The sequence below is a fragment of the Shewanella sp. NKUCC01_JLK genome, from assembly GCF_019345615.1.
GTDB lineage: Bacteria > Pseudomonadota > Gammaproteobacteria > Enterobacterales > Shewanellaceae > Shewanella > Shewanella oncorhynchi.
This window is the reverse complement of sequence record NZ_JAHKRD010000009.1, coordinates 164,495-191,486: the sequence shown is the minus strand read 5'-3', so window position 1 is coordinate 191,486 and position 26,992 is coordinate 164,495. Positions and strand designations below refer to the sequence as shown.

Sequence of the window (26,992 nt, the reverse complement as noted above, 5' to 3'; positions counted from 1 at the left end):
CTCAATCTACTAAGCCCACTAAAACGAGCACACAAAAACAGCCCAAAAAAAAGCGCTACCTAAGTAGCGCTGTTTTATTAGAGCCGTTCACTCACCTTAGCGGTTAGATCTTAATCAAGTTATAACCAAAGCTAGTAGAAGGATCTTTATTCAGCACCATAGTCACATTGTCTTCATTGCTGAAATCCATTAAATCGGATGCATAGACAACGGTTTTAGTACCGTTTTCCACAGCGATAACCTTAATAGAATATTCGCCAGCTGGCACAGTCACTGACTGAGGGCTCGCAGGATTGACTGCGGTGATCTTATTTACAGCCGTTTCAATCGTGTCATTTGCCTTTAAGAAATACACAGTTAGATTGCTTTTATCGGCAAAACTCACAATGTTGAACTTAAAGCTATAGGGACTTGGCGTCTTAGTTTGCTTCATCTCCATCGCCTTCACTTGGCTGCCCTGCTCGGTCGTTTGCTCATAGATGAAGATGGTTTTAATGTCATCTTGGTTAAGGGTGATCAACACGTTATCGAGCAATTTATTTTGCGTACCGTGGTCGAACACACTCACACCAAAATCATTAAACTCAGCACCTTGATAGCTAGTGACCCCAAAAGATGGCACTTCGCTAAACAGAGTATCTTGCTTACTGCTGGCCACTTTCACATCGATAATGTGCGAACCTAAACCGTTAAAGACGCGATAATCGACACTCGCTTCTAATGCTACATGATTGCGAACATTGGTAGTTGAATCGACACTGTCCAAGGTGATTTTTGAATCCGAAGCACCAAAACCTTCGCGGATAATCAGCTTATAAGGCACCTTAGAACTGAATTTAATGTTCGCAGTTGTATAAGAAACATTCGTTGTTCCCGCTGGTGCGAGGTAAACCTTATATTCACCCGTATCCATCACTTGCGGCTGCGACACTTCACCGTAGGCCACACTGCCTAACATCACAGCATCGGCAAAGGTTTGGGTCGACTTAGAAACATAAGCGTCAAAGGCTTGGGCATGCACTGCAGTATTGGCAATCAAGAGCTGCATTTTACTGTTTTCAGCCACTTCGTTGAGCTTATCGAGTTCAGTGCGAGAATAGTTGATATTAAGTAATTTAGGTTCGGTAAAATCACCATGTAATACAAAGAAATGGTCCGTTGCAACTTTCAAATCGATATCTTCTTTATAAATAGAGATATCTTTATCAGAGGCATCCTTAGCCATCACTTCAATCGCAGTTACGCCAGCCGTCGACGTAAATCGCGGCATAGTGTCCCCATAGATCACACTTTCATAGGTTTTATCGGCAACTTTGAGTGCAGTAGCAGTGCTTCCAGCTGAAGCATTATAGAATTGCACATAGGTGGCATTTTGATCTGTGCCCTCTTCATTATTATCATCTGAGCCACATGCCGTTACCACTAAACAGGCAACAGCCACCGCAGCGAATCCCTTTAGCTTACTTTTTATCATTGTTTCCCTCATTAGCAGACAAAAATTCAGTTCAATCTACGCAGTTATACAATGACAACAATGGCAATTTCCACTAAAAACAAAAACAAATATTTTACAAACTCAAACACTTAACAAACATTTCAATAACACAGCAAAAAGTGATACAAACCACACTTTTCAGGCCCTTAATTGATACAAATGCGGCTGCAGATACTTTTGCTAGCCTCTCAAAAACGCTTCTGCTCCAGTGGAAAATGACTGTTCTATCGAACACCTCTCTTTTAGGCTTAAAGCGACTATGGATAAACTATCCTCAAACGGTACAAACCTTGTTCGACTAATGCGATTAGGTTACTCTCGCATCGCCAATTAAGCCTTTGGGATGGATAGGATTTGCAAGGGATTCTCAACTACTACAAACAATGTTTTCAACACGATAGTGCCGAAATCAATCTCTGGTCTAGCCACAAGCTTGCCGAGCAAGATCAGCTATTACTCCAACATGAAGACGAGTTAAGCAGTGGCTTCCTACCCCGCTTGCCTGTGCCATTTGCTCCCGCCAGTGCATTACTAGCACGTAGCGCTTTGTATTTACGTGAAAAGGTATTATTGCACTGCTGTCTGTTTTTCTGCGGCACAGTCGACCTTAATGGCGAAAAACGTAAAGTCGTGACACCACTCCTTTATCGCGAATGCCAATTACAGGCTGACGGCGATAATCTCTACCTAGAGAGCAATAACACTCTAGCTGGCCAAGGGCCATTCACTATCAATGAAGCTCTATTAGAAAAATTAGTCGTTGAAGGACATAGCCTAAGCCAAGATTTACGCGATAATCCAACGGATGTCAGTGGCTGGATATCTTGGCTGCGGGCGGGCCAAGCCGATGTTGATACCAGTCATTTATTGCATTTTCCCAAGCTGATCGATGAGGCTGAATTCACTAGCTTATGCCGTAAACGTGGGCAGTTTCTTGTCAGTCGAAGCCAAATCATTTTGGCAGAACGTTCGATCGCGAGTCGGGGCATTTTGCACGAACTCGACAAACTAATGACAGCGCCTGAACCATCAGCACCGCTTAAAGCGCTATTCGCAGAAACACAACAAACAACATCAATCAACGCCAGTGAAGACACACAAGAGGCTTATCTTCCAGGGCTGTTAAGCCGCGCGCAAATTCAGGCCTTAAAGATTGCGGCCAATCATACTTTGGGGCAGATCTCAGGCCCACCGGGAACAGGTAAGAGTTACACCATAGCCACAGTGGCGGCGGAGCAGGTATTAAGGGGTAAATCTGTCCTCATCGTCGCCCACACCGATGTAGCTGTTGATGTGATTGCCGATAAATTGCAACAACAATTCCAGCTAGGGAGCAGCCTTATTCGAGCAGGCTCGCCGCAGTTTATAAAAGTCCTTAAAAACCAGATTGATGAAATGCTCCATGGTCAGCACCCTGCATCTGATGAAGCCGTCTCGGATAGGTTGCTACTCAATGCAAAACAACAACTTAATACTGTGACTCGTCAGCAAGTCAAGATGGAAGCGGGCTTTATACGTCATTGCCGCCATGCCATACGTCGCGGCCAAAAACTGGCGACCTTACAACAAGGACAATCCCGTTGGCGCTTAGGATTTTACAACTGGGCTTACCATGCAGGTATAAAAAGGTTTGCCCAGCAATGGAATGAACTCGATAAATTAACGACACTGATAGCGCAAAAAGAAGACTTAAGCCTCAAATACTTACAATTGGCAACTCACTATCGATTAAACCAATTACTCAAACATAAGCGCAGTACGCTGGTGAGTTTTGCCAGTGCGTTACGCGCCCGCCAGTCCGCTAAGCAACTCGACGGCTTCTACAAGACGGATTTTGATGCCTTAAAACAAACCTTTCCCATTTGGTTATCTAGCCTTGCCAGCTTACATAAAGTGCTCCCTATGGAGCTGCAAATGTTTGATTTAGTCATTATTGATGAAGCCACTCAAGCCAATATTGCCGCATGTTTACCGGCCTTGCAGCGAGCAAAGGCCGCACTGGTGGTGGGAGATAGCAAACAACTGCGACATTTCTCGTTTTTATCCCGCGCAAAACAAACCCAAATCCAGACCCAACTCGGACTCGCCCCGGATTGCCGCGGCCTAATGAGCTACCGTGATGCCAGTATGCTCGACTTAGCGTCACTGTCCCTTGCGAGCCAATCCCAAGTGGTATTTTTAAATGAGCATTTTCGGAGTAAACCTGAGCTGATCCAATTTAGTAATCAGCAGTTTTATCAAGGCATGCTGAAGATTATGCAGCACAGACCCTGCACGAGTTCAGGGCACTTACACAGAGTCCACGTTACTGGCAGCCGTGATAGTAAGGGAATTAACGCCATAGAAGCTGAGGCATTAATTCAAAAGTTAGCTCAACTGATTAATGAACAAGATAATGTATTAGTGCCTTCCAGCATTGGTGTGCTCTCCTGTTTTCGCAATCAGGCAGAGTATTTATCCCAGCAGATCCTCACGCGCTTTAGCGCACAACAACTCGAGCGTCACCACTTACGGATTGCCACGCCCTTTGGTTTTCAAGGGGAAGAGCGCGATATTATGCTGCTGTCGTTTAGCATTACGGCCAACGACAGCCGTGCCGCCGTGTATTTAAATCGAGCCGATATGTTCAATGTCGCGATCACCCGAGCTAAACAAATGCAGTGGCTATTTTTATCGGTACAAGCGCATGAACTCCCCAACAATAATTTACTGGCAACTTACTTAGCATCGGCGGGTCAATTTCAAGCGGCACATAATTATGTCGATTCCCTCGATAACTTCGGCCAGTCTGTGGCACACGCGATTGAAGAAAAAGGCATAACTGTCTGGCGCGCCTACCATATGGCGGGGCTAGAACTGGATATTCTGTGCCGCTATGGTAACCAATATTTAGCAATAGATTTAATCGGTTACCCAGGACCTTGGGCGGACTTTTTCGATATTGAACTGTATAAACTCTTACAGCGCGCGGGCATTAAACTGATCCCCGTCAGCTATGGGCTATGGTGCCAACAGCGAGAACTTTGTATCCAACATATTTGTCAGCAATTGGGTATTACCCAAACAAGTTAATGCAGTAAATAACAGCCTTGATCATGCTGTTGGTAAATCGCTTTTATCTTGCTTCGCAGCCAAGTGATTTTGGGGTTGTGGCTGTTTCTCTTATGCCAAATCAAGGTAAAAGGAATAGCGAGTTTATCAAGATATTCGTCGCTTAACGGGATGGGGCGACTCACTAAGTCAGGGTGTAATTGGCGAGCATATTGTTCGCAATATTGTGGCGCAATTGCCATCATGCTGTGGTGAGGCTCTGCCGCGACAAACAGTGACTGCTCAAAACTGGCCAAGGTCAGCACAATATTACGGCTTAACCCAAGCTCAATAAGCACATCATCTAAGGCCCAGGTTTCGCTCTTTTCCCACAAGATATTGATATGCGAGTATTTTAAGAAAGTGTCTATATTCCACTCTTCCTGCAAGGCGGGATGATCGCGGCGCAAATACACCTGAGGAAGATCGGTAAATAAAACCTCAAAATCGATAAAATAGGGTAATAAATCAAGGGATTCCTTGGAACGTGGATGACTTTCTCGACCGGTAAAACCGATATCCGCTTCACCACGCACAATCGCTTCGAGTGAATCGTAATCCCAATTTCGTACCTTCACCTTTGCATCAGGGTATTGAGTATAAATGGCCTGAGTCAGCTCATTAAGCATGATAAGCAACAAAGGCGACTCAAGCATCAACTCGAAGGTGAGCCCTTTGGTCATCTCGTCACCACGCTTAGCCATCAGTTGCTTACCCATTTGCAACCATTCGGATAACTCCTGCTCCATACCGTGAGCCAATGGCGTTAACTGAAATCCCTGCGGCGTTTTGACAAATAAGGGATCGTCAAACCAATCCCGTAATTTGGCCAGCGACTTACTCACAGTGGATGGCGTGACATTGAGCTTTTTGGCAGTCTTAGAGACACTCCGCTCCTGTAATAAAAGCTGCAAAATAAACAATAAGTTAAGATCAAGCCGACTCAGGGATTTGGTCATTAAGTACAATTTCCGGCAATTTAGGAACCGCTAAGATCAGTGTAATGCTCACCAGCGCACCGACAGCGAGGATCACTAATAATATATTAATCGCACTCACTTCGAGCAGACCCATCACCCAAATATACAAGGCTGAAGTACACACTTGGGCAATTCCCAGTAAAGAGCTGGCAACCCCAGCCCGAGTAACAAATGGACTCAGCGCCTGACTCATGGTGACCCCAAATCCAATCGCAAAGCCCGAACACACAAAAGCAAAACCTAGCAGATTGAATGACTGACTAACCCCGCCCAATTGAGTCAAGATCAACACCAGTGCTGCGGCGGCAAATAATGTCTGAGAGAACAAGATTAAGGATTTTTCTTTAAACAGGTTAAGCAAAACGGGCGTCGAAAATGAGGCCACCATACTCACAAATGCTGTCATAGCCATAGTGTTAGAATATTGTCCACGGTCAAACCCCATCTGCCCCATGATCAACATGGGAGAGACATTTACATAGCTTAAAATCGTGGTCACACCTAAAGTCGTTATCACCACACGACTGAGAAAAAACCGCTGTTTAAAGGATTCTTTATATCCACCCAGCTCAACTGTGGTGTGAAATTGCTGTTTAGGATAGGTTTCGCGTAATACAAAAATACACAGGGTTAAGACCATTAATCCCATCCCCGCCATAGTGTTAAATAGGCTAGGCCATGGGAATTTAAGCATAATTAAATGGCCTATCACAGGCGCTATCACAGGGATAATGCAAGTCACGCCATTGACCATAGAGAGCACTTTTGCTCGGCGCTTATCGTCTAATACATCACGCAAAATCGCAAAAGCCACAACATAGCAAGAACCCGCACCAATGCCTTGTGCAAAGCGTGCCATTAAAAAGAGATCACTGGTTTGCGCACTACCGGCAAAGTAAGAGGCAATAGCAAACAAAAATGCGCCAAACAAGGTAATGGGTTTACGCCCAATCCTATCGGCTAAGCTCCCCGCAAACAGCATAGTGGTCGCCATTCCCGCAAGATACACAGAAAAAGCAATATGCAGCTGCGCCTCACTCGCCCCTAAATCCTGCGCAATTTGCGGCAAACCGACCAAGTACATATCTATCCCTGTCGGGTACAAAAACACTAGACAAAAACTGCACAATAGATATCGAAACATATACCTCACCCCGTTAGCCATCTCACACATAAGTTGCGCCTAGCCTAGTTTCACTCGCGCAGATCTGTGAGTGGCATTTTCGACAACAGGTATTTCCATTGACGACCTATGGGTGGGCATAACACCACAAACGTGAAAGAAAAGTTGGTAAAAGAAGATAGAGGAAGAAAGAGGTAGAAAAATATCCCCTGTGGTTTGCGACCACAGGGGATATGTCGGTGAATGATCAGTCTACTATTCTATGAGCCCAATACTCATTGCTGAGGTTCTGGCGGTGCAGGAAGGACTTGGATCATTAAACTGCTATCGTCTTGCAGATATTGCTGCGCCAATTTATTAAGTTCTGCAACTGTCATCTGCTGCGCTAACGCTTGCCTTTGTTTAAAGGCAGCAAAACGACCGGGATGACTCTGGGCGGTTGAGGTGAGATCTAACCAAAAACCATTGGTTTGCGGCGCCGCTTGCATCCACTCAAGCACTGGTTGGCGGGCTCGATTAAGTAAGTCCTCACTGATCCCCGAAGGCGCTTTAACTTGCTTAACTGCGGCGGTGAAATACTCGGCAACCGTTGGCAACATGGCTTGAGTCGTCACGCTAAACAAACCTAAGTAACCATAACCGCTGGCATTGAAATCGTTGTAAGAAAAGGCCGATGGCGAATAACTCGCACCCGCTTTCTCCCTCACGTTTTCCGTTAATAGAATGCTTAGCACTTGCTCCAGCAGACCCAATCCCGCGTGTTGACTCAAGTGAGTCATATCCGTTGTAGGCCACACCATGGCAAGTGCCGCCATATCCAGTTGACCATAATGCGTTAATGTTTTCTGAACGGGCACTTTCGGAAACACAGGTACTATCGACTGAGCATTAGCAATAGGGCTACGCTTAATGGCGCCAAGCGTTTCAGCCACAGCAGCAATGGCACTCGCTTCGTCAAAATCGCCCACAATAGCGAGTTCAATCGCCCCTTGCTCGACGGCCGAATGGAAACTCGGCGCTAATTCTCCAAAGTGACGTTTGAGAATTTCTTCAGGCTCACCATAACCATAGCGTTTATCACCATTATGGGAGATACGGGCAAACTGATTAGAAAACTCAGATTGTGGGTTGCTATGAATACTTTGTTGCTCGGCAATCACTTGTTCACGAAACAATTGCTCAGCCTGCTTATCCATACCCGGCTCAATTAAATAAGCCGTCATTAAGCCAAGCTGCGTGCGTAGCTCTGCGGCATTAGTGCTAATCTCGCCGCCAAAACTTTGCTCACGCAGGCCTAAGTTGATGGAAATATCTTGCCCAGCAAAAATATCCTGCAGACTGTCATAATCATGGGCCTTGAGCCCACCCTGCACAAACGCACTGTTAAACAGATAAGACAAACCATCCAACTCAGGGAATGGCACTTCACCAAAGCCAATGTTTAGGCTGACCAATGTGGTGCCTTTATTAAAGTTGGTAGGCTTAAGATTAAGGCGCACGCCATTGGCAAATTGCAGTTGGCGAATCCCCGTTTCCTTATCGCGACTGTCGGCCACTAACTTGCCTTGCTCGCCAAACTGAGTATAAGCAAACTCATCAATCGCCTTGATTGCTGGTGCGCTCACCGCTTGTTTACTGCTTTTCTCGTAGCTGGCGATAAGCTGTTTCTCAGCATTTTCAATGGGCTTATTGCTGGTCAGATACAAATACGGCGTGGCGTTCCACGTTTGATTAAACACTTGGCTTAGCTTTTGCGGTGTCACTGTTGGCATTATTTTTTCAAAAAATGCGAGCTGCCAATCAGGTTCGACAGGGACGCGATTGCCCGCCACCGAATACACTAGACTCTCGGCAATATTCACACTGTGAATGGTACTGCTACCCGCGACACTTAGCTGATATCCCTTATGCATACGTTTGATTTGCTGGTCAATTTCCTGCTGGCTAAAACCAAACTCTTTTGCTTGACGCAGGGTTTTCTCCAAGAGTGCGATTCCCTCTTGCCAGTTATTTTCCTGCGTACCTAGGCTCATTTGTGTGCCATAGGCAATATCAAACTGCGGCCCAACCTGCAGGTTTACACCATATAAACCTTGGCTATGCAGTAATTGCGACTCCATACGGCGATACAAGATGCCGTGGGCAAGCTCGAGCAACATTTCCTGCTCCCGCACAGCAGGGCTATCGGTAATCGCTGAGATGGGTTTTAGCATGCCAAGGGAAACTGACGTTGACAGACTTTGATCAAAAAATGCCGCCGCATCGACACTTTGGCGCTCTGCGACAGTACCAATAGCTTGTTCCTTGGTTTTAGCGGCCAAAGGCGCGGCTTTCCAACTGGCAAACTGTTGTTTTATCTTTTGTTCTACCGCGGCGACCTCGATATCTCCCACCACAATTAAAGTGGTGCGTGAGGGCGTATAAAAACGCTGATATAAAGACAGCAACGCCTCGCGATTGGCATTACTGATACTGTTCGCCTCACCCACGGGGAAGCGCTTTGACAGCAATGTGTTTGGCATTAAAAACTGTAATTGGTTACGGTAATTCTCAAGATCCGCACCGCTACGTTCACGCAGCTCAGACAACACTACCGCTTTTTCACGTTCAATTAGCGCTGGGTCGAGTAATAGATTACTGCCAATTTCTCTCATTAAAAACAAAGCAGTATCGATTTTATCTTGGCTATTACTTGGCAAGTTGAATTGATAGACCGTCTGCTGAAACTCAGTCACAGCATTGGTATCGGCGCCAAAACTCAGGCCAAGGCGCTGCAATGTCGGCATCATCTCCCCCGCAGCCAATCCGGTCGATCCATTAAAGGCCATATGCTCAAGAAAGTGCACTAATCCTTGCTCGGTATCAGACTCAACCAAAGAGCCTACATCCACCCGCATCCGCACTATGACCGCTTGCTCCGGCGTCTTATTGCTAACCAATAAATAACGCATACCATTGGCAAGTTCACCGGTATGGATCCGCTCACTCATAGGCAAGCCTGTCGTTCCCATCCACAGCGGATCTTCACTCGCCTGCAGTGGCAACGCCATACTCAAAAACGCCAGTAGTAACCACTGACGCACAAAACTAATTACCTTGAAATTGTTCATTAAAATTCGCACTTTGCCCCCAAAATCAAACAAGAAACCTAGGAAGCGCTCACCTATGTTTCAGATAAAATAAGCTTTCACTATAGTACCTAAAGCACTTTAAGTCACAAAATCAATACCTTATGCCGTACTAAAAATAGTTTATCGCCTTGATATATAGTCAGAATATGCCGAAAAATAATGAGCGAGGAAGGAAGCTGAAACAGCTGTAGATTTAATGGTTACTGTGGAATGGTATGCATATATTAGCGAGATATTGAGTGTTTAATTAGCCAAGCCCTTTCTTAAATCTAATTACAGAGCAATATCTTGATTGAAAATCTGAGTTGAACCCTCACAATTTTGGCTTTAAAAATCACAACACTGTTTAGATATTTCGGCTCATGGCCTCGTGAAAAAACCACTTCACTGGTAAGCAATTAATGCAAAAGCCCTACGAATATTCGCAGGACTTTTGTTTTATCACGCAGTTGAATCTTAAAACTGTTGAAACCAACGTTGGATCTGCTGTGGATCTTTGCTTTGTGTTAACGACAGCATCAGTAAAATGCGGGCTTTTTGTGGGTTAAGATTACCTGCGGCGATAAAGCCATATTTAGCATCGTCTATCTCGGCATCAAGCGTGGTTGCACCTGTGGGCACTCGGCTAGAGCGAACGACTAAGGTGCCTTTTTGACTCGCCTTAGCTAAGGTATCAAATATTGAGTGGTAAATATTACCATTACCTACACCAGCGCTGACTATGCCATCAAAACCCGCTTCAACCATAGCTTTGACAGGTAAATCGCTGGCATTGGCGTAGTTATACACTATGCCTACCTGCGGTAACTTGTCGAGTTTGCTGACATCAAAAGGCGTTTGCGTAGTATGTTGACGTTCAGTATTACCCATGTACTCAATCTTGCTGTTATGGATAACGCCAAGCGGGCCAAAGTTAGGCGCGGCAAAAGTGTGCACACCTGTAGTGTTAGTCTTAGTCACATCGCGGGCATTCAATACGGTATCGTTCATCACCACTAACACGCCTCGACCTTTAGATTCGAGGTTAGCGGCGGTCGCGACTGCGTTATACAGATTCATCGGGCCATCGGCACTCATGGCAGTTGATGGACGCATTGCCCCAACCAGTACTACAGGCTTATCGCTCTTGATGGTGAGATTTAAAAAATACGCCGTTTCCTCTAAGGTATCAGTACCATGGGTGATGACAATACCGTCGACATCTTTATCAGCCAATAGCAGATTGATGCGCTTGGCTAAGGCTAGCCAAACTTTATCGTTCATATCCTGCGAACCGATTTTAACCAGTTGCTCACCTTGAATATCGGCAAGTTGTTTCATTTCAGGCACGGCCGCAATTAAGCTACTAATGCCCACTTCACCAGCCTGATAGTTAGACTCAGTAGCCGATTGTCCGACTCCCGCAATAGTGCCACCCGTGGCAATAATACGTACCTGTGGAAGCGCCTGCGCCGCGGAGGAGAGAAATAACCCTAAAGTGACCGAGAGCAAAAGCTTACGCATTGGAAAATTCATGCTTACATCCTTTGATTAATAATAAACGCCCACAGTGTGCACTATTGTCTAAGCCTCACTGTGATAGCTCTCACTAAAATGAAATAACAGATTTATCGTTATCTAATTGATTATTTAAACTTTAAGGAAAACACCATGCATTTATTATTGAGTAGATTTAACTAATCAATGATTATTCGCTATTGACGCAGTGACAATTAAATATCGTATGGTTTATTTAAATTTAAAAACACTTGAATAAATATGTCGCCGATTGGTTAACGAATAACAAATCTATAGCTAATTTGCATCAAAAAGTAATGGCTCACACTAGTGATCCGAGTTGAGAGACTTATCTAAGAAACAAAAGAAATACACTATTTCAAACAGTTAAGTGATCACCATCCTAATCCTGTTATTGCCAAAGCGTTAAGATCTACTTCGATAGTCAAGGAGACGATTCTCCTTCATGTTTTCGATGAGTTATTCTTGATGTGTTACGTATACTTATTGTACACATCCACAACTCAATACTCGGAGATATATCTTACTATTAATTGGATTTAATAGGATCGAAATGAAAGATACTAATAGCGTACGGATCGAAGAAGATTTATTGGGCACGAAAGAAGTTTCCAATGAATTTTATTATGGCATACATACATTGCGTGCCATCGAAAACTTTAAGCTGAGTAATCAAAAAATTTCCGATGTACCTGAATTAGTCCGTGGCATGATGCTAACAAAAAAAGCCGCTGCCATGGCTAACAGTGAATTAGGCGCTGTAAGTCCTGAAATCGCTGACAAAATTATTGAAGCGTGCGATCTGATACTCACAACGGGTCGATTTGTTGATCAATTTCCGGTCGATGTTTATCAAGGAGGCGCAGGCACTTCAGTCAACATGAATACCAATGAGGTATTAGCCAACGTTGCACTGGAGATCATGGGGCTAGAAAAAGGCCGTTACGATGTCATCAATCCTAATGACCATGTCAATAAATGCCAATCGACTAACGATGCCTATCCAACAGGTTTCCGTATTGCGGTCATCAACAGTACCGATATTCTGTTAGATGCATTAACCGACCTTATCAGCGCTTTCGACACTAAAGCCACAGAGTTTAAAACCATCTTAAAAATGGGCCGCACTCAATTGCAAGATGCCGTGCCTATGACCTTAGGCCAAGAGTTTCATGCCTTTGCTGTTACATTGCGAGAAGAAATTAAGTCCATCAAACGTTGCCAAGAGTTGTTGTTAGAAGTGAACTTAGGCGCAACCGCCATTGGTACAGGGCTCAATACGCCTGTCGGTTATTCTGCATTAGCCATTAAGTATCTGGCAGACATTACTGGCCGCGCCTATGTGCCAGCGGAAGATTTAATCGAAGCGACATCCGATTGTGGTGCCTACGTTATGCTGCACAGTGCAATTAAGCGTATGGCGATTAAAATGTCCAAGATTTGTAACGACCTACGCTTACTTTCATCGGGTCCACGTACAGGTCTGAAGGAGATTAATCTTCCTGAGCTGCAAGCGGGTTCCTCCATCATGCCAGCCAAGGTTAACCCTGTGATCCCTGAGGTCGTCAATCAGGTTGCCTTTAAGATTGTCGGCAACGATATCACTATCACTATGGCCGCCGAAGCTGGCCAATTACAGCTTAACGTCATGGAACCTGTGATTGGACAGGCGATGTTTGAGTCGCTCAGTTTGATGGGTAATGCCTGTATCTCCCTGCGTGAAAAATGCGTTGAAGGTATCACAGCCAATCCAGAGATCTGCATGGCCCATGTGATGAACTCTATCGGGATCGTGACCTACCTTAACCCAATCATCGGCCACCATGAAGGTGACATCATAGGCAAAATTTGCGCCCAAACGGGTAAAAATGTCCGTGAAGTGGTACTCGAACGCGGTTTGTTAACGGTTGAAGAACTCGATGACATTCTCTCGGTTGAAAACCTGATGAATCCTAAATATCAGGCTAAACGCAACACCAGCAAAGCCAAAGTGTAACTCAGTGGGGCTGGGGAGCCTTCCCCAGTCCACAACTCGATGATTCAAGAATAAGCCTGCGCAGAGTGAATATGCGCAGGCTATTGAAATTAAAAATAAAATAGAGTTAACACTATGATTATATTAGAGATAATTATCGTCCTCGGGGCTATTTACCTTGGTGCAAGGATGGGTAGCATGGGAGTCGGCTTCGCTGGCGGTGTCGGGGTACTGATACTGACCGCGGGGATGGGACTCAAACCGGGCAATATCCCGATTGACGTGATCCTCATCATTATGTCAGTTATCACCGCGATTGCGGCCATGCAAGTGTCTGGAGGGATGGATTATTTAGTCTCACTGGCAGAAAAATTATTACGTAAGCATCCAAAACAAATCACCTTTCTGGCCCCTGTCGTCACCTATTTCATGACACTTTTTGCGGGTACAGGCCACACAGCATTCTCCACCTTACCTGTTATTGCCGAAGTCGCAAAAGAGCAAGGCATTCGCCCCTCTCGTCCCTTATCTATTGCCGTTGTCGCATCTCAAGTCGCCATTACCGCCTCACCGATTTCAGCGGCTGTCGTGTTCTTCTCAGGTATCTTAGAGCCGTTTGGCGTAGATTATTTAGTACTGTTAGCCGTTTGTATTCCCTCAACTTTCCTCGCCTGCATGGTCGGAGCCGTTGTTGCCAACTTAATGGGTAAAGAACTGGCCGATGATCCTGTCTATCAAGAACGCTTAGCCAAAGGTTTAGTTAAAACACGCGGTAAAACTGAGATCAAAATTAAAGCCGGCGCGAAACGATCTGTGATGATTTTCTTGCTGGCGATTGCGGCTGTCATGGCCTATGCCACTGCGATATCTGACAAAGTCGGTTTGATTGTTGACCCTGTATTGCCACGCGACGCCGCCATTATGGTGCTGATGCTCACAGCAGCTGCCGCTATTACGATTTTCTGTAAGTTAGACGCGAGCGAAATCTCCAATGCAGCCACCTTCAAGTCAGGCATGTCAGCCTGTGTCTGTGTATTAGGTGTGGCTTGGTTAGGCGATACCTTAGTGTCGAATCATATCGAGGAAATCAAAGATCTTGCCGGCACCTTACTGCAAAGTCAGCCTTGGTTATTATCGGTAACCTTATTCTTTGCCTCCATGCTGCTCTACTCCCAAGGCGCGACAACAAAAGCGCTAATGCCCGCAGCCTTGGCGATTGGTGTAAGTCCATTGACAGCCGTAGCCTCTTTCGCCGCCGTCAGCGCGCTGTTTGTATTACCGACTTACCCCACGCTACTGGCTGCGGTCGAGATGGATGATACCGGCTCGACTCGGATTGGTAAGGCGGTATTTAACCATCCGTTCCTGGTCCCTGGCGTTGTGACGATTGCCACCAGTGTGGCATTGGCCTTCCTGTTTGGCGGCATGATGCTGTAGCTCAATTTTACCCTAAGTGCTCTCAGGGCTAATGCCTACAAATGGATTAACCCTCTTCTTTTAATCTGTATCTATAGACTTTGTGTTGGCGTGATGCAGATACATTCACGCCATAACAAATCGAGTAAGAGGTGAATTAATGTCAGCAAAAACGCGTGTTCCTACCGCCATTAACGGCGGACCATTTGGCCAAGCTTGGTCGGCTAAAGCAGACTGCTTACAAAGTGTGACAGGGCTTATATTAGGTATTTTTCTCTTATTTCATATGCATTTCGAGGCGAGCATTTTATTTGGTAAAGAAACCTTCTTTCACATGGTGCAATTCTTAGAAGGCAGTATGTTTAGCTCGACGGGTCATGGCTTCCCCATAGTGACCCAGATCATTTCAGTCATTATGCTCGTGATTGTTGCAATACATGCCGCAACTGCACTACGTCGTTTCCCTGTGCAATTAGGCCAATGGCGAGCGATGCGTGGCTTCATGTCGACTATCAAGCATAGAGATACCCAAGCATGGTTCTGGCAGATGATCACCGGTTTCTTACTGTTTTTCTTAGTGTCAGCCCATCTTGCCACTATGATTTTAAACCCTGATATTGGCCCTCACCTTTCGGCCGAACGGGTTTACCACGATAACGCTTGGCTCTTATACGTGGTGTTTTTACCTATCGTGTTATTCCACGGCATCGTTGGTTTATACCGAGTGATATTAAAGTGGGGTGTGAGTAGTAACCGTCCACTTATCCGCACTATAGCGCAAGTATTGATCGTCTATTTATTGTGTTTAGGCACATTAAGCCTAGTGACCTATATCAATATTGGTATCGAATTAGTTTTGCCAGTACAACCGTTTATTCCTCAGTAATGGGCATGACGCTATCGGCGCACCTAGCCTATATAGCAAGACAAACAACATACGGATCCTCCTCTGATACATAGTTGCAGCGCATCTATGCCCGAGGAGCGCAATGATAAATCCATGAAATGTTATCTAAATTATTAGATAAGGATCTGATTTGAAAATCATTTATACAGACTCATTAGTCATTGGCGCAGGATTGGCAGGCCTTAGAGTCGCGATTGCCACCAAAGAGCGAGGCCTAGATACCTTAGTGCTATCGTTAATTCCCGCAAAACGTTCACATTCGGCCGCCGCACAGGGCGGAATGCAAGCCAGCCTAGGCAATACCGTTAAAGGCATGGGCGATAACGAAGACATTCACTTTCAAGACACAGTAAAAGGTTCTGACTGGGGCTGCGATCAAGACGTCGCACGCATGTTTGCCCACGTTGCACCAAAAGCGATCCGCGAACTCACCAACTGGGGAGTACCTTGGTCGAGAATATCCGCCGGCCCACGTGAAGTCATCATGAACGCGCAAAGGGTAACGCTCAATGAGGCTGAAGAAGCTCACGGCCTGATCAATGCCCGCGATTTTGGTGGCACAAAAAAATGGCGTACTTGTTACACCGCAGACGGCACTGGCCACTCTTTACTGTACGCGGTCGATAACCAAGCTATCTCCATGGGCATTCCAGTACATGAACGGATTGAAGCCCTGTCGCTGATCCATGACGGTAAGCGTTGCCATGGAGTCATTGCCCGCTGTTTAGTCACAGGTGAATTGCGCGCTTATGTTGCCAAATCCACCACTATCGCCACCGGCGGTTATGGCAAGATTTATGAAATATCGACCAATGCCACCATCTGCGAAGGCATAGGCCAAGCGTTAGCACTCGATACTGGTGTCGCCACCTTAGGCAATATGGAAGCGGTGCAGTTTCACCCTACCGCCATAGTGCCCGCGGGGATCCTTACCACTGAAGGTTGTCGTGGTGATGGCGGTATCCTGCGTGATAAAGACGGTCATCGCTTTATGCCAGATTACGAGCCAGAGAAAAAAGAACTCGCCTCCCGCGATGTGGTTTCCCGCCGCATGACAGAGCATATGCGCAAAGGCAATGGCGTCGAAAGCCCTTATGGTCCACATCTGTGGCTGGATATTACGCAGCTGGGCCGTGAGCATATCGAAACCAACCTGCGCGAAGTGAAAGAGATTTGTGATTACTTCCTCGGTATCGATCCTTGTAAAGACTGGATCCCCGTCAGACCTACCCAGCATTATTCCATGGGTGGCGTGCGCACCAATGCCACAGGTGAGAGTCCACAACTCAAAGGGCTGTTCAGCGTCGGAGAAGCGGCCTGTTGGGACATGCATGGTTTTAACCGTTTAGGCGGTAATTCGGTGGCAGAAACTGTGGTCGGCGGCATGATCATCGGCAAATATGTCGCTGATTTTTGTCAGAATAACGACTTAGAAATTGATACCGCACTGACTCAAAAATTCATCGATAAATTACAGCAAGAAATCGATGGACTGGTCGAAGGCAACGGTACAGAAAATCCCTTCCAAATAAAGAAAGAAATGCAACGCATCATGATGAACTACGTCGGGATCTTCCGTAATGGACCCGAGTTAGATAAAGCCATCAAAGGCTTGAAAGACTTACTGCTGCGGGCAAAAAATCTTGGCCTTAAATGTAAAAAACGTCACTCCAATCCTGAGTTAGTCGAAGCGCTACGCGTCACCCGTATGTTGAAAGTGGCCCTAACCGTCGCCTGTGGCGCAGAGGCTCGCACTGAAAGCCGCGGCGCCCATTCACGGGAAGATTACCCACAACGCAATGATAAAGATTGGCTCAACCGCACACTGGCAACTTGGCCAGATGCCGAATCACTTGAACCAGTACTGCGTTATGAAGCGCTAGATGTGATGAAAATGGAGCTACCACCGGGATACCGTGGCTACGGTAACGATAATACTATCGCCCATCCAGATACCGAAAAACGCGTACAAGAAATCAATCAAGTGCTCGCGAGCTTAGGTGATGATCCCGATAGAAACACACTGCAGCGAGCCCTGATGCCATACGAGCTGCCAAGCCACCTGCAGGCTCCTAATGAACGCCTCAGCGATACCTTAGCGATCACTCCAGCCCAACCGGTAGGAAACAAACCACTATGAGCCGTCAAATCAGCTTTAATATCTTTCGCTACGATCCGCAAGATGGCCAAGACAAGCCAAAGATGGAACGTTATCAGTTGACTGAAACACCGGGCATGACAGTATTTATCGCCTTAAATCAACTACGTGAGCTACAAGACCCTTCACTGCAGTTCGACTTTGTCTGCCGCGCGGGCATCTGTGGCAGTTGCGCCATGGTGATCAATGGTTTCCCCACGCTTGCCTGTCGCACGTTAACGGCAAATTATCCTAATGGCGAAATCACCCTCATGCCGCTACCAGGCTTCGAGCTGATTGGCGACTTATCGGTGAATACGGGTAAATTTATGCGTGAATTAGCCGAACGCTTAAAACTGTGGCTGCACCCTAGACCCGATGATCAGGACATTCATCGCCTCGAAAATCCAATGGCACCTGAAGAAGCCGCGCGGATCTATGAGCTAGAACGCTGCGTCGAATGTGGCGTTTGCGTGTCGGCCTGCGCCACCAAACAAATGCGTGACACCTTTGTTGGTGCGGTTGGCATGATGAAAATCGCCCGCTTTGAAATGGATAGCAGAGACAGCCGCAGCGCGGATGATTTCTACCATGTGATTGGCAATCAAGATGGCGTATTTGGCTGTATGACGCTACTCGGCTGCCAAGATAACTGCCCCAAAGATTTGCCACACATGCAGCAAATCGCTTACCTGCGCCGCAAAATGGCCGCGACCATACTCTAATCCTCCCTCTAACATCCCGCTGTTTTGGCGGGATGGATAGGATTGCACCTTTCCAAAACCAGCTGACACGTTTTATCTGTCAGCTGCTGAGTTACGAAGCCTAATTTTCTTAGTTAGGCGCCTCCCCAGCACTATCACAAGTGCAGCTCCTTACTACTAGCGATACAGCTCAATCGGCAACAAAATCCATTAGCGTAACGCGAGTAGTTGTTATGTAAGGAAACATAAATGAAACCGTCTAAACTTACATCAGCCATACTTGTGCTGAGCTTTGCCACACCTATCTTTGCCGTTCAAGCCAATAATACAGCAGAAACCAATGACGAATTACGCACTGAGTTACAACAAATTCAGCAGAGACTCGCCATGCTCGAAGCTCAAGAAAATGAGCCATCAGTGCCATCGGATACCCAGTTTAATTTTTATGGTTCTTTACGCCCAACCTTCGGCCTGACCCACACTAACTCGGACGATGTGTGGGATGTAGGCGATGCAAACTCGCGGATTGGTTTTGCTGCAGAGCACCAACTCGGTAATGGCTTAGTCGGTTTTGCGAAAGGGGAATTTAAGGTCGATATCAAAGATGACGGTGACTTTGGCGATGCGCGCAAAGCCTATGTCGGATTAAAGGGATTTTTTGGTAGCGTAGCCATAGGTAAACAAGCCGTCACGCAGGAAATGATTTCCGATCCCGTTGATATCTTTAACCGCTCAGGAACCCCACTCGCCTATGACAGTGCGAGCCCATTCAGGCTCAATAATCTCGTGACCTATCGTAAAGAGTTTGGCGACCTATTATTTTCGGCCGATGCACAATTCGACGGCAATAAAGGCAGTGGCGGCAGTGACTTCGTTAACACGGGTATCCGTTATAAAACCGACTTCATCTACATTGCCGCGGCTTTTTATAATAAAGAGTTAGAGGACAACAAGGATGAAAATACATTTGGTGTAACCCTAGCAAAAAATTTCAATTCTCTGTTCCTCGCCGCAGCCTACCAAAACATTGAAAAAGACAGCGTCGATGGCACCACATTGGATGGTTCAACACTGGATGTAGTTGCAAGCTATCCCATCACTGACAGCTATAAAATCAAGCTAGGCGTGTCCAAATATGACGATGGCGACAATGACATCACCTCCGCGAAATACAATGCCTATAACACTACGCTGGAATGGCATAAAACACCGAAATTCAGCACCTTCATCGAATATCAAAAAACAGATTTTGAATACCGCGAAACCAATGACCAGATCATGCTAGGCATGCGTTATAACTTCGATTATACGTTCTAAGTTTCTATCTCAAACGTATCGTTATGTGAGCAAGCGAGGTGAAAGATTTAGCAACCTAACCCACGCTTCACGGCACAAAAACTAAAAGCATAAAGACAAGAAACAACAAAGCCACGACTCGCGTGGCTTTGCTTATTTAAGACGATACCGTCTTTACACTTCGATACGTTCCAATTTAAAACGGAATATCGTCATCCCAGCCATCATCCAAATCTGGAGTGAAGTTTTGCTGTGGTTGCGGCGCTGGACGCTGTGCCGGTGCTGCAGGCGCTTGATAAGCTGGCGCTGGCGCGGCTTGTGGCTTAGGCGCATAACCACCTTGTTGTGGTTGTTGAGCCTGTGGCTGACCATAACCTTGCTGCTGGGCAGGTGCTGGCGGAGCATATTGTTGCTGAGCTGGCGCTTGGTAAGCAGGTGCAGCTTGAGGCGCTGGCGCATATTGATTTTGCGCAGGCGCGGCTTGTTGTGGTGCAGATTGATAACCTGCGTTTTGTGGCATGCCGCCGCCCATTGGCGCGCCTTGTGCTTGTCCACCTTGACCACGGCTACCTAGCATTTGCATGCTACCGCTTTGGTCGATAACCACTTCAGTGCTGTAACGGTCTTGACCACTTTGGTCTTTCCACTTACGAGTTTGCAGTTTACCTTCAAGGTAAACCTGTGAACCTTTACGCAGGTATTCACCGGTAATTTCAGCTAATTTGCCGAACAGAACCACACGGTGCCATTCAGTACGCTCTTGCTGTTGACCCTGTTGGTCTTTCCACGATTCGCTAGTCGCTACTGTGATGTTTGCGACTGCATTACCGTTTGGCATATAACGCACTTCTGGATCTTGTCCCAAATTGCCAACCAAAATTACCTTGTTAACACCACGACTGGCCATTGAAATCTCCTGCGATTCTTTAAATAATCTATTAATTCAGTATGTTGTTTATCTTTATTGCCATAGAGGAAAATCAGCTTCCCCAAATACCACACGGCAGACCAGATATTATTGAGCAGAGCCTAACACAGCTCGTGCTTCTCTTAAATCGAAATGCTCGTCTACCTTGAGATAAGCTACTTTCTCGTCCAGCACGACTATGGCTTCAACAACGCCCATTAATTGGGATAACTGGGTTGCCATATCGCGCGCTTGCGCCTTGTCTTTCACTTCAGCTTCTAAGGTGTAACTCTTTAACAACACAGGATTTTGCATGCCTAATGTCAGGAATAACCAAATAGACATTAAGATCACGGCAACAACAAATACCCCGACTGCGCCCACGAGCTGGAAAGCACCGCCACCGAGCATACCACCACAAAAAGCCCCTAAAAACTGGCTAGTTGAATACACGCCCATGGCCGAACCTTTTTCGCCGACGGGGCAAAATTTGGCAATCAAACTAGGCAGTGAGGCTTCTAAATAGTTAAACCCAGTAAAGAAGAGCACCACGGCAAAACTCAATACCCAAAGATTGCTCGCAAATGCGGCCATCGCCAGCAATGCCACTATCATTATCACGAGGGCAATTTGGAACATCGCCTTAGTATTTTTGCGCTTAACCCCTATGATGATTAACGGCACCATCAAAATAAATGCGCCCACAAAAGCGGGGAAATACAGCATCCAATGTTTTTCTTTCACTAGACCCGCATCCACCAGATCCAGCGGCAGTGCCACAAATACTGCGGTGAGCACTAAATGCAGGATAAAAATCCCAGCGTTAAGCCTAAATAATTGCGGCTCGAGGAACATACGTTTGAGCTTAGCGGGCGTAGCTAGAGTGTCTCCCTTCGGAGCCTGAGTGATGGGATTAGGCACTAAAAACTGGATCAACAGCATACCGACAATAGCCAATACCGCCGTTAACCAAAACAATCCAGTCAACCCAAGATGTTGCGCAACGATAGGTCCCATTAGCAAAGACAGGGCAAAAGATAACCCGATACACATGCCAATAATCGCCATCACCTTAGTGCGCTGCTCGTCGCGGGTTAAATCCGCGGCAAGCGCCAGCACGGCAGCGGCAATCGCGCCCATACCCTGTACAGCTCGACCAAAGACAACGCCATAAATCGTATCTGCGTTAGCAGCTATAACACTACCAATAGCAAACAATACTAAGCCACCGAGAATAATCGGCTTACGACCATATTTGTCAGATAAAATCCCCATGGGGATTTGCAGCACGGCTTGAGTCAGGCCATAGGCGCCGATAGCAATACCCACCCACAGAGGCGAAAAGCCTTCGAGATGCTGACCATAAAGTGCAAAGACGGGCATGATCATAAACAAGCCCATCATACGCAAACCAAATACACTGGCTAAAGAAAACGCGACTTTTTTCTCAGTACCCGAAAGTCCGTTGTTACCCATGATTTTGCCCTGGATTGAAGTCTTTTAAGGGGCGCATGTTACCACACCCAAAAGGATTTGCTCAAAAGGAAATAGTGGCCTAAACCACTGACTATACACTTAGCTTTTATCCCGTTTATCACGGACCTATATTGACTGTGTCTGAGTTAACATCTTTATTTTTAACGCTCATGCACAGGGGTATGAGTCTAACATAGTGTTCACAATTGTCCTGTGAGTCAGTGCGCAACAACAGTATTAATCTTAGTTAATCCATTCCATCCACAACATCCCGCAAAGCAGGTCGACTTAAAGCCAGTGCCAGCCCTAGGATTGGTGCAGATCACAGAATCAACTAAACTCAGCGGCGGAACTGTGCGATACTTGTGCTCATTTTTTTAAGCATATGGCATTAGAGCGATAGATGGATAAGATTGAAATACGCGGCGCACGCACCCACAATCTCAAGAATATCAACCTGACTATCCCAAGGGATAAACTGATTGTCATCACGGGCTTATCGGGATCTGGCAAATCCTCCCTCGCTTTCGATACTTTATATGCCGAGGGCCAGCGACGTTATGTCGAGTCCCTATCTGCCTATGCTCGCCAATTTTTGAGTTTAATGGAAAAGCCCGATGTGGACCATATCGAAGGCTTAAGCCCGGCGATATCCATAGAGCAAAAATCCACCTCCCATAATCCACGTTCAACCGTGGGCACGATTACCGAAATTTATGATTACCTGCGCTTGATGTTTGCACGCGTGGGTGAGCCGCGTTGTCCGACACACAATCAACCCTTGGCGGCACAAACCGTCAGCCAGATGGTCGATAAAGTGTTGGAAATGCCCCAAGACAGCCGCTTGATGCTGCTTGCACCTGTGGTCAACGCCCGTAAGGGTGAACACGTTAAATTGCTCGAAGGTCTATCAGCGCAGGGTTATATCCGCGCGCGTATCGACGGTGAAGTGTGTGACTTAACCGATCCGCCAACCTTAGACTTACACGTTAAACACACGATTGAAGTGGTCGTCGACCGTTTTAAAGTGCGTGACGATATCAAGCAACGCTTAGCGGAATCCTTCGAAACTGCGCTGGAACTCTCCGGCGGCATCGCGACCGTTGCCAGCATGGAAGACGACACGGGTACTGGTAAAGCAAAAGGCGAAGAACTGATCTTCTCGGCCAACTTTGCCTGCCCGCACTGCGGTTATTCGATGGCGGAATTAGAGCCAAGGATCTTCTCCTTTAACAATCCAGCCGGCGCGTGCCAAACCTGTGATGGTTTAGGGGTACAACAATTTTTCGATCCTGAGCGTGTGATCACCAATACCGAGCTTTCACTGGCGGGCGGTGCGATTCGCGGCTGGGATAGACGCAACTTCTACTATTTCCAAATGCTTAGCTCACTCGCCGAACACTATAAGTTCGATGTCGAAGTGCCCTACGAGCAGCTTAGCGAAAAAGTCCGCAAAATCGTACTTTACGGCTCAGGTAAAGAAAGTATTGCCTTTAAATACATTAATGACCGCGGTGATGTGGTGGTGCGTAATCACCCCTTCGAAGGCATTCTAAACAACATGGACAGGCGCTATCGCGAAACCGAAAGCAACTCGGTACGTGACGAATTAGCCAAGTTTATCAATACCCAAGCTTGTCAAAGCTGTGGTGGCTCGCGCTTACGCGAAGAAGCCCGTAACGTGTTTTTAGGTGATATCAACCTGCCACAACTCACCACTTGGTCGATTGGAGAAGCCTTGGACTACTTCGAGAAAGTCGAATTTAGCGGCCAAAAGGCGCAGATCGCCGAGAAGATTTTAAAGGAAATCCGCGATCGTTTAGGTTTCCTCGTCAACGTGGGTCTCAATTATTTGAGCCTATCGCGCTCAGCAGAAACCCTCTCCGGCGGTGAAGCCCAACGTATTCGACTCGCCAGCCAAATCGGTGCAGGGCTCGTCGGCGTGATGTATGTGCTCGACGAACCTTCAATCGGCCTGCATCAAAGGGATAACGAACGTCTGCTGCAAACCCTGATCCACCTGCGGGATTTGGGCAACACTGTGATTGTGGTTGAGCATGACGAAGATGCGATTCGTATGGCGGATCACGTGATCGATATCGGCCCTGGCGCTGGCGTACACGGCGGCGAAGTGATTTGTGACGGTCCAATTGAGAAGATCATCGCCTGTGAAGAATCGGTCACCGGCCAATATATTTCCGGTAAGCGCAGCATTCATATCGATACGCCGCGCATTCCATTCGACAAAACTCAAGTGATTGAGCTATTTGGCGCTCGCGGTAACAACTTGCGTAATGTGGATTTAACCATTCCCATTGGCCTCTTCACTTGTGTGACGGGCGTATCGGGTTCGGGTAAATCGACCTTAATCAACGATACTTTCTTCAAAATCGCCCATAGAATGCTCAACGGGGCGACGGTGGATGAGCCATCACCCTATGATCGTATCGAAGGGATGGAACTGTGCGACAAAGTGGTCGATATCGACCAAAGCCCAATTGGCCGCACACCGCGCTCTAACCCTGCCACTTATACGGGCATCTTCACCCCAATTCGCGAGATTTTTGCCGGAACCCAAGAGTCGAGGACTCGCGGTTATCAGGTCGGCCGTTTCTCCTTTAACGTAAAAGGTGGACGCTGTGAGGCTTGCCAAGGCGATGGCTTGATCAAGGTCGAAATGCACTTCCTACCCGATGTGTATGTGCCCTGTGATTCCTGTAAAGGTAAGCGCTATAACCGCGAAACCTTAGAAGTACGCTATAAAGGCAAGAATATTCACGAAGTACTGCAGATGACAGTGGAAGATGCACGTCAGTTCTTCGATGCCGTACCTGCCATTGCCCGTAAGCTACAAACCTTGATGGATGTAGGTTTGTCCTATGTGCGTCTCGGCCAAAGTGCGACCACACTTTCGGGCGGTGAAGCCCAAAGGGTGAAACTTGCCAAAGAGTTATCTAAACGTGACACGGGCCAAACCTTGTATATCTTGGATGAACCGACCACGGGCTTACATTTTGCCGATATTCAATTGCTGCTCGACGTGTTGCATCGTCTCAAATCCCACGGCAACACGATTGTGGTGATTGAGCATAATCTGGATGTGATCAAAACCGCAGACTGGATTATCGACTTAGGCCCAGAAGGTGGCGGTGGTGGCGGTATGATTTTAGCCACAGGCACGCCGGAAGAAGTCGCCGAGCATCCAACCTCCCACACGGCACGCTTCTTAAAGCCACTGCTAAAACGGGATATCGAGCTGGCAAAGGCCAATAAAGCTAAGGCTTAACATTCGGCTCATGCCGCAGTTGGTCTGAATAATAAAAGCGCAGTCGCCCTAAGCACTGCGCTTTTTTTCGCTCAGCAATCCAATATGCTTAAGCTATCGCATACATATAGATCTCATTGAATTAGAATCGGATTTAGGCAAAGATGATATTCATCTTCTGGCGAAGGCTTCAGCGATAAGGAATGTCCATGCGTGATAGCACTCAGTCCCCAGTAACTCACCTTATATTACCGAGGCAATATCAATCACTTTTAAGTAAAAACCTAAGCGACATAAACCTCAGTGACGTAAACCTAAGTGCATCGACTCTATTCAACCACAGTCGTATCGGTCAGCTGCTCGCCAAGTTCAAGATCACGCACCTTATAAGACATCAATCCCAAAGACTTGGCTTATTAGCACTGGCCTGCGTTGTTACAACGACCCTCACTGGCTGCGCTAACTCAACCGAAACCTGTGCACGCACTGAGCTAAAACTCACTTGGGCCGAGCCCACAGAGTTACAAGCGACAGTCACTGTATTAAGCTCGGATGAATTTGAAGGCCGCAAAACCCAAACCCAAGGTGCGGCAAAAAGTCGTGACTATATAAAGCAGCAATTTCAGGGGCTAGGTTTACAGCCTTGGGGTGCGGACTTTATCGTGCCCTTTGAATATCAAACCTTCTTCACCCAAGAAACTGGTGCCAACGTGGTCGCCACCGCGATGGCGGCAGAACCGACGAATCGATGGCGCATTATCGTCGCCCACTATGATCACTTAGGCATGAGCGGCAGCAGGATTTACCACGGCGCCGATGATAACGCCTCGGGCGTCGCTGCTATGCTCGCCATTGCCAAACATTGGCAACAGCAATTTGCCCTACAACCCAATACCTTGCCTAAGGTGAACCTGATGTTTGTGGCAACCGATGCCGAAGAACCTGGGCTCTATGGCAGTATCGCCTTGGTTGAACAACTCAAAACCCGCCTGCCAGAAGCGACTTTTGAGCTGATGTTGAATTTAGATATGGTGAGTCACCCCGGCAGGCCCTATGCGATTTACCTCGAAGGCAGTCGAAACTTCACTCAGTTCAATCAATTTAAACCCCTACTGAATCAGCAGAACCGACTTTGCATTAAACTCACGCACCCTAAACCCGTTGGTCGAAGCATACAAAGTACCGATTGGCTGCGGGCGTCGGATCATTACCCCTTCCACAAAGCGAATATCCCTTGGCTGTATTTTGGTGTGCCGACCCATCCCCAATATCACACACCAGAGGATACCGTCGCGACAATCGACATCACTTTTCTTGCGGCAGTGACAGAGTCAGCATTCGAGTTACTTCAATTAAATGTTGAATATTTAAAGAATTAATGGGAAGTGGCGCGTTTCTTGCTCAGTTTTAGCGAAAAAAATGCAGAAAACAGGTTAAATAGCGTGACTCTGATTGGTAAAGTGGCCGCCATGCTGCTATAATCCGTCGTTCGCGGGAAATCGACACGGGGTTGATTTTCTGTCTGTGAAACTTTAGCGCCATTTCGCGCGCGCATCCACAAGGCTACAACCC

Annotated in this window: 16 protein-coding genes; 9 read left to right on the top strand and 7 right to left on the bottom strand. The window is 46.8% G+C overall.

The features are described 5' to 3' along the window. Nucleotides 1-103 precede the first annotated feature (103 nt). The gene (locus KO537_RS11690; protein ID WP_219234531.1) at nt 104-1,474 is read right to left on the bottom strand and encodes a DUF4397 domain-containing protein; all 1,371 of its coding nucleotides are present in this window, start codon (nt 1,472-1,474) and stop codon (nt 104-106) included. Between the two features lie 375 nt (nt 1,475-1,849). Between KO537_RS11690 and KO537_RS11685 the strand changes: the two genes are divergently transcribed. Further along, entirely contained in the window at nt 1,850-4,567 is a 2,718-nt protein-coding gene (locus KO537_RS11685) for a DEAD/DEAH box helicase (RefSeq protein ID WP_219234530.1), read from the top strand. Here KO537_RS11685 and yidZ read toward each other — a convergent pair. From yidZ to ansB, 4 genes are all read right to left on the bottom strand, one after another. After that, complete coding sequence (yidZ, locus tag KO537_RS11680; RefSeq protein WP_219234529.1) at nt 4,564-5,544, bottom strand: HTH-type transcriptional regulator YidZ; 981 nt, start codon at nt 5,542-5,544, stop codon at nt 4,564-4,566. The two genes, KO537_RS11685 and yidZ, sit on opposite strands and share 4 nt — an antisense overlap. Beyond that, nucleotides 5,519-6,709: an MFS transporter gene (locus tag KO537_RS11675; RefSeq protein WP_219234528.1), complete on the bottom strand. Its 1,191-nt coding sequence runs from the start codon at nt 6,707-6,709 to the stop codon at nt 5,519-5,521. Before KO537_RS11675 ends, yidZ begins: the two co-directional genes overlap by 26 nt. Nucleotides 6,710-6,963: 254 nt before the next feature. Next, nucleotides 6,964-9,798 carry a M16 family metallopeptidase gene (locus tag KO537_RS11670; protein WP_251071085.1) on the bottom strand — a complete coding sequence of 945 codons (2,835 nt, stop codon included), beginning with the start codon at nt 9,796-9,798 and terminating at the stop codon, nt 6,964-6,966. A gap of 477 nt (nt 9,799-10,275) precedes the next feature. Continuing rightward, a complete protein-coding gene (gene ansB, locus KO537_RS11665; RefSeq protein WP_105251343.1) occupies nt 10,276-11,334 on the bottom strand; it encodes an L-asparaginase 2 in 1,059 nt (352 codons plus the stop codon). A 556-nt stretch (nt 11,335-11,890) separates the two neighbouring features. On the opposite strand from ansB, the gene aspA reads away from it, so the two are divergent. The 6 genes from aspA to KO537_RS11635 all read left to right on the top strand — a co-directional run bounded on the left by aspA (nt 11,891) and on the right by KO537_RS11635 (nt 19,793). Further along, entirely contained in the window at nt 11,891-13,333 is a 1,443-nt protein-coding gene (gene aspA, locus KO537_RS11660) for an aspartate ammonia-lyase (RefSeq protein WP_131524382.1), read from the top strand. A gap of 114 nt (nt 13,334-13,447) precedes the next feature. Beyond that, nucleotides 13,448-14,749 (top strand): anaerobic C4-dicarboxylate transporter, encoded by a 1,302-nt coding sequence (locus KO537_RS11655; RefSeq protein WP_105251341.1) that lies wholly within the window; start codon nt 13,448-13,450, stop codon nt 14,747-14,749. A 139-nt stretch (nt 14,750-14,888) separates the two neighbouring features. Beyond that, the gene (locus KO537_RS11650; protein WP_105251340.1) at nt 14,889-15,614 is read left to right on the top strand and encodes a fumarate reductase cytochrome b subunit; all 726 of its coding nucleotides are present in this window, start codon (nt 14,889-14,891) and stop codon (nt 15,612-15,614) included. A gap of 151 nt (nt 15,615-15,765) precedes the next feature. Continuing rightward, nucleotides 15,766-17,775, top strand: coding sequence for a fumarate reductase flavoprotein subunit (locus tag KO537_RS11645; protein ID WP_219234527.1), 2,010 nt, complete (start codon nt 15,766-15,768; stop codon nt 17,773-17,775). Then, nucleotides 17,772-18,497: a fumarate reductase iron-sulfur subunit gene (locus KO537_RS11640; protein ID WP_105251338.1), complete on the top strand. Its 726-nt coding sequence runs from the start codon at nt 17,772-17,774 to the stop codon at nt 18,495-18,497. Before KO537_RS11645 ends, KO537_RS11640 begins: the two co-directional genes overlap by 4 nt. A gap of 228 nt (nt 18,498-18,725) precedes the next feature. Beyond that, nucleotides 18,726-19,793, top strand: coding sequence for a porin (locus KO537_RS11635; RefSeq protein WP_168825595.1), 1,068 nt, complete (start codon nt 18,726-18,728; stop codon nt 19,791-19,793). A gap of 175 nt (nt 19,794-19,968) precedes the next feature. On the opposite strand, the gene ssb is transcribed toward KO537_RS11635, so the two are convergent. Both ssb and KO537_RS11625 read right to left on the bottom strand, forming a co-directional pair. Beyond that, on the bottom strand, nt 19,969-20,679 hold the full coding sequence (ssb, locus tag KO537_RS11630) for a single-stranded DNA-binding protein (protein WP_011790777.1): 711 nt from the start codon (nt 20,677-20,679) through the stop codon (nt 19,969-19,971). A 108-nt stretch (nt 20,680-20,787) separates the two neighbouring features. Further along, nucleotides 20,788-22,155 (bottom strand): MFS transporter, encoded by a 1,368-nt coding sequence (locus KO537_RS11625; RefSeq protein ID WP_168825599.1) that lies wholly within the window; start codon nt 22,153-22,155, stop codon nt 20,788-20,790. A 403-nt stretch (nt 22,156-22,558) separates the two neighbouring features. Here KO537_RS11625 and uvrA point away from each other — a divergent pair, with 403 nt between their 5' ends. Both uvrA and KO537_RS11615 read left to right on the top strand, forming a co-directional pair. After that, a complete protein-coding gene (uvrA, locus tag KO537_RS11620; protein ID WP_131524377.1) occupies nt 22,559-25,441 on the top strand; it encodes an excinuclease ABC subunit UvrA in 2,883 nt (960 codons plus the stop codon). A 188-nt stretch (nt 25,442-25,629) separates the two neighbouring features. After that, a complete protein-coding gene (locus KO537_RS11615; RefSeq protein ID WP_219234526.1) occupies nt 25,630-26,799 on the top strand; it encodes a M28 family peptidase in 1,170 nt (389 codons plus the stop codon). Nucleotides 26,800-26,992: the final 193 nt, after the last annotated feature.

What these genes read in the sequence shown, in the direction of transcription:
- KO537_RS11690 (WP_219234531.1), bottom strand. Translation starts at nt 1,474, where the DNA reads ATGATAAAAAGTAAGCTAAAGGGATTCGCTGCGGTGGCTGTTGCCTGT.
- yidZ (WP_219234529.1), bottom strand. Translation starts at nt 5,544, where the DNA reads ATGACCAAATCCCTGAGTCGGCTTGATCTTAACTTATTGTTTATTTTG.
- KO537_RS11675 (WP_219234528.1), bottom strand. Translation starts at nt 6,709, where the DNA reads ATGTTTCGATATCTATTGTGCAGTTTTTGTCTAGTGTTTTTGTACCCG.
- KO537_RS11670 (WP_251071085.1), bottom strand. Translation starts at nt 9,798, where the DNA reads ATGAACAATTTCAAGGTAATTAGTTTTGTGCGTCAGTGGTTACTACTG.
- ansB (WP_105251343.1), bottom strand. Translation starts at nt 11,334, where the DNA reads ATGAATTTTCCAATGCGTAAGCTTTTGCTCTCGGTCACTTTAGGGTTA.
- aspA (WP_131524382.1), top strand. Translation starts at nt 11,891, where the DNA reads ATGAAAGATACTAATAGCGTACGGATCGAAGAAGATTTATTGGGCACG.
- KO537_RS11655 (WP_105251341.1), top strand. Translation starts at nt 13,448, where the DNA reads ATGATTATATTAGAGATAATTATCGTCCTCGGGGCTATTTACCTTGGT.
- KO537_RS11650 (WP_105251340.1), top strand. Translation starts at nt 14,889, where the DNA reads ATGTCAGCAAAAACGCGTGTTCCTACCGCCATTAACGGCGGACCATTT.
- KO537_RS11640 (WP_105251338.1), top strand. Translation starts at nt 17,772, where the DNA reads ATGAGCCGTCAAATCAGCTTTAATATCTTTCGCTACGATCCGCAAGAT.
- KO537_RS11635 (WP_168825595.1), top strand. Translation starts at nt 18,726, where the DNA reads ATGAAACCGTCTAAACTTACATCAGCCATACTTGTGCTGAGCTTTGCC.
- ssb (WP_011790777.1), bottom strand. Translation starts at nt 20,679, where the DNA reads ATGGCCAGTCGTGGTGTTAACAAGGTAATTTTGGTTGGCAATTTGGGA.
- KO537_RS11625 (WP_168825599.1), bottom strand. Translation starts at nt 22,155, where the DNA reads ATGGGTAACAACGGACTTTCGGGTACTGAGAAAAAAGTCGCGTTTTCT.
- uvrA (WP_131524377.1), top strand. Translation starts at nt 22,559, where the DNA reads ATGGATAAGATTGAAATACGCGGCGCACGCACCCACAATCTCAAGAAT.
- KO537_RS11615 (WP_219234526.1), top strand. Translation starts at nt 25,630, where the DNA reads ATGCGTGATAGCACTCAGTCCCCAGTAACTCACCTTATATTACCGAGG.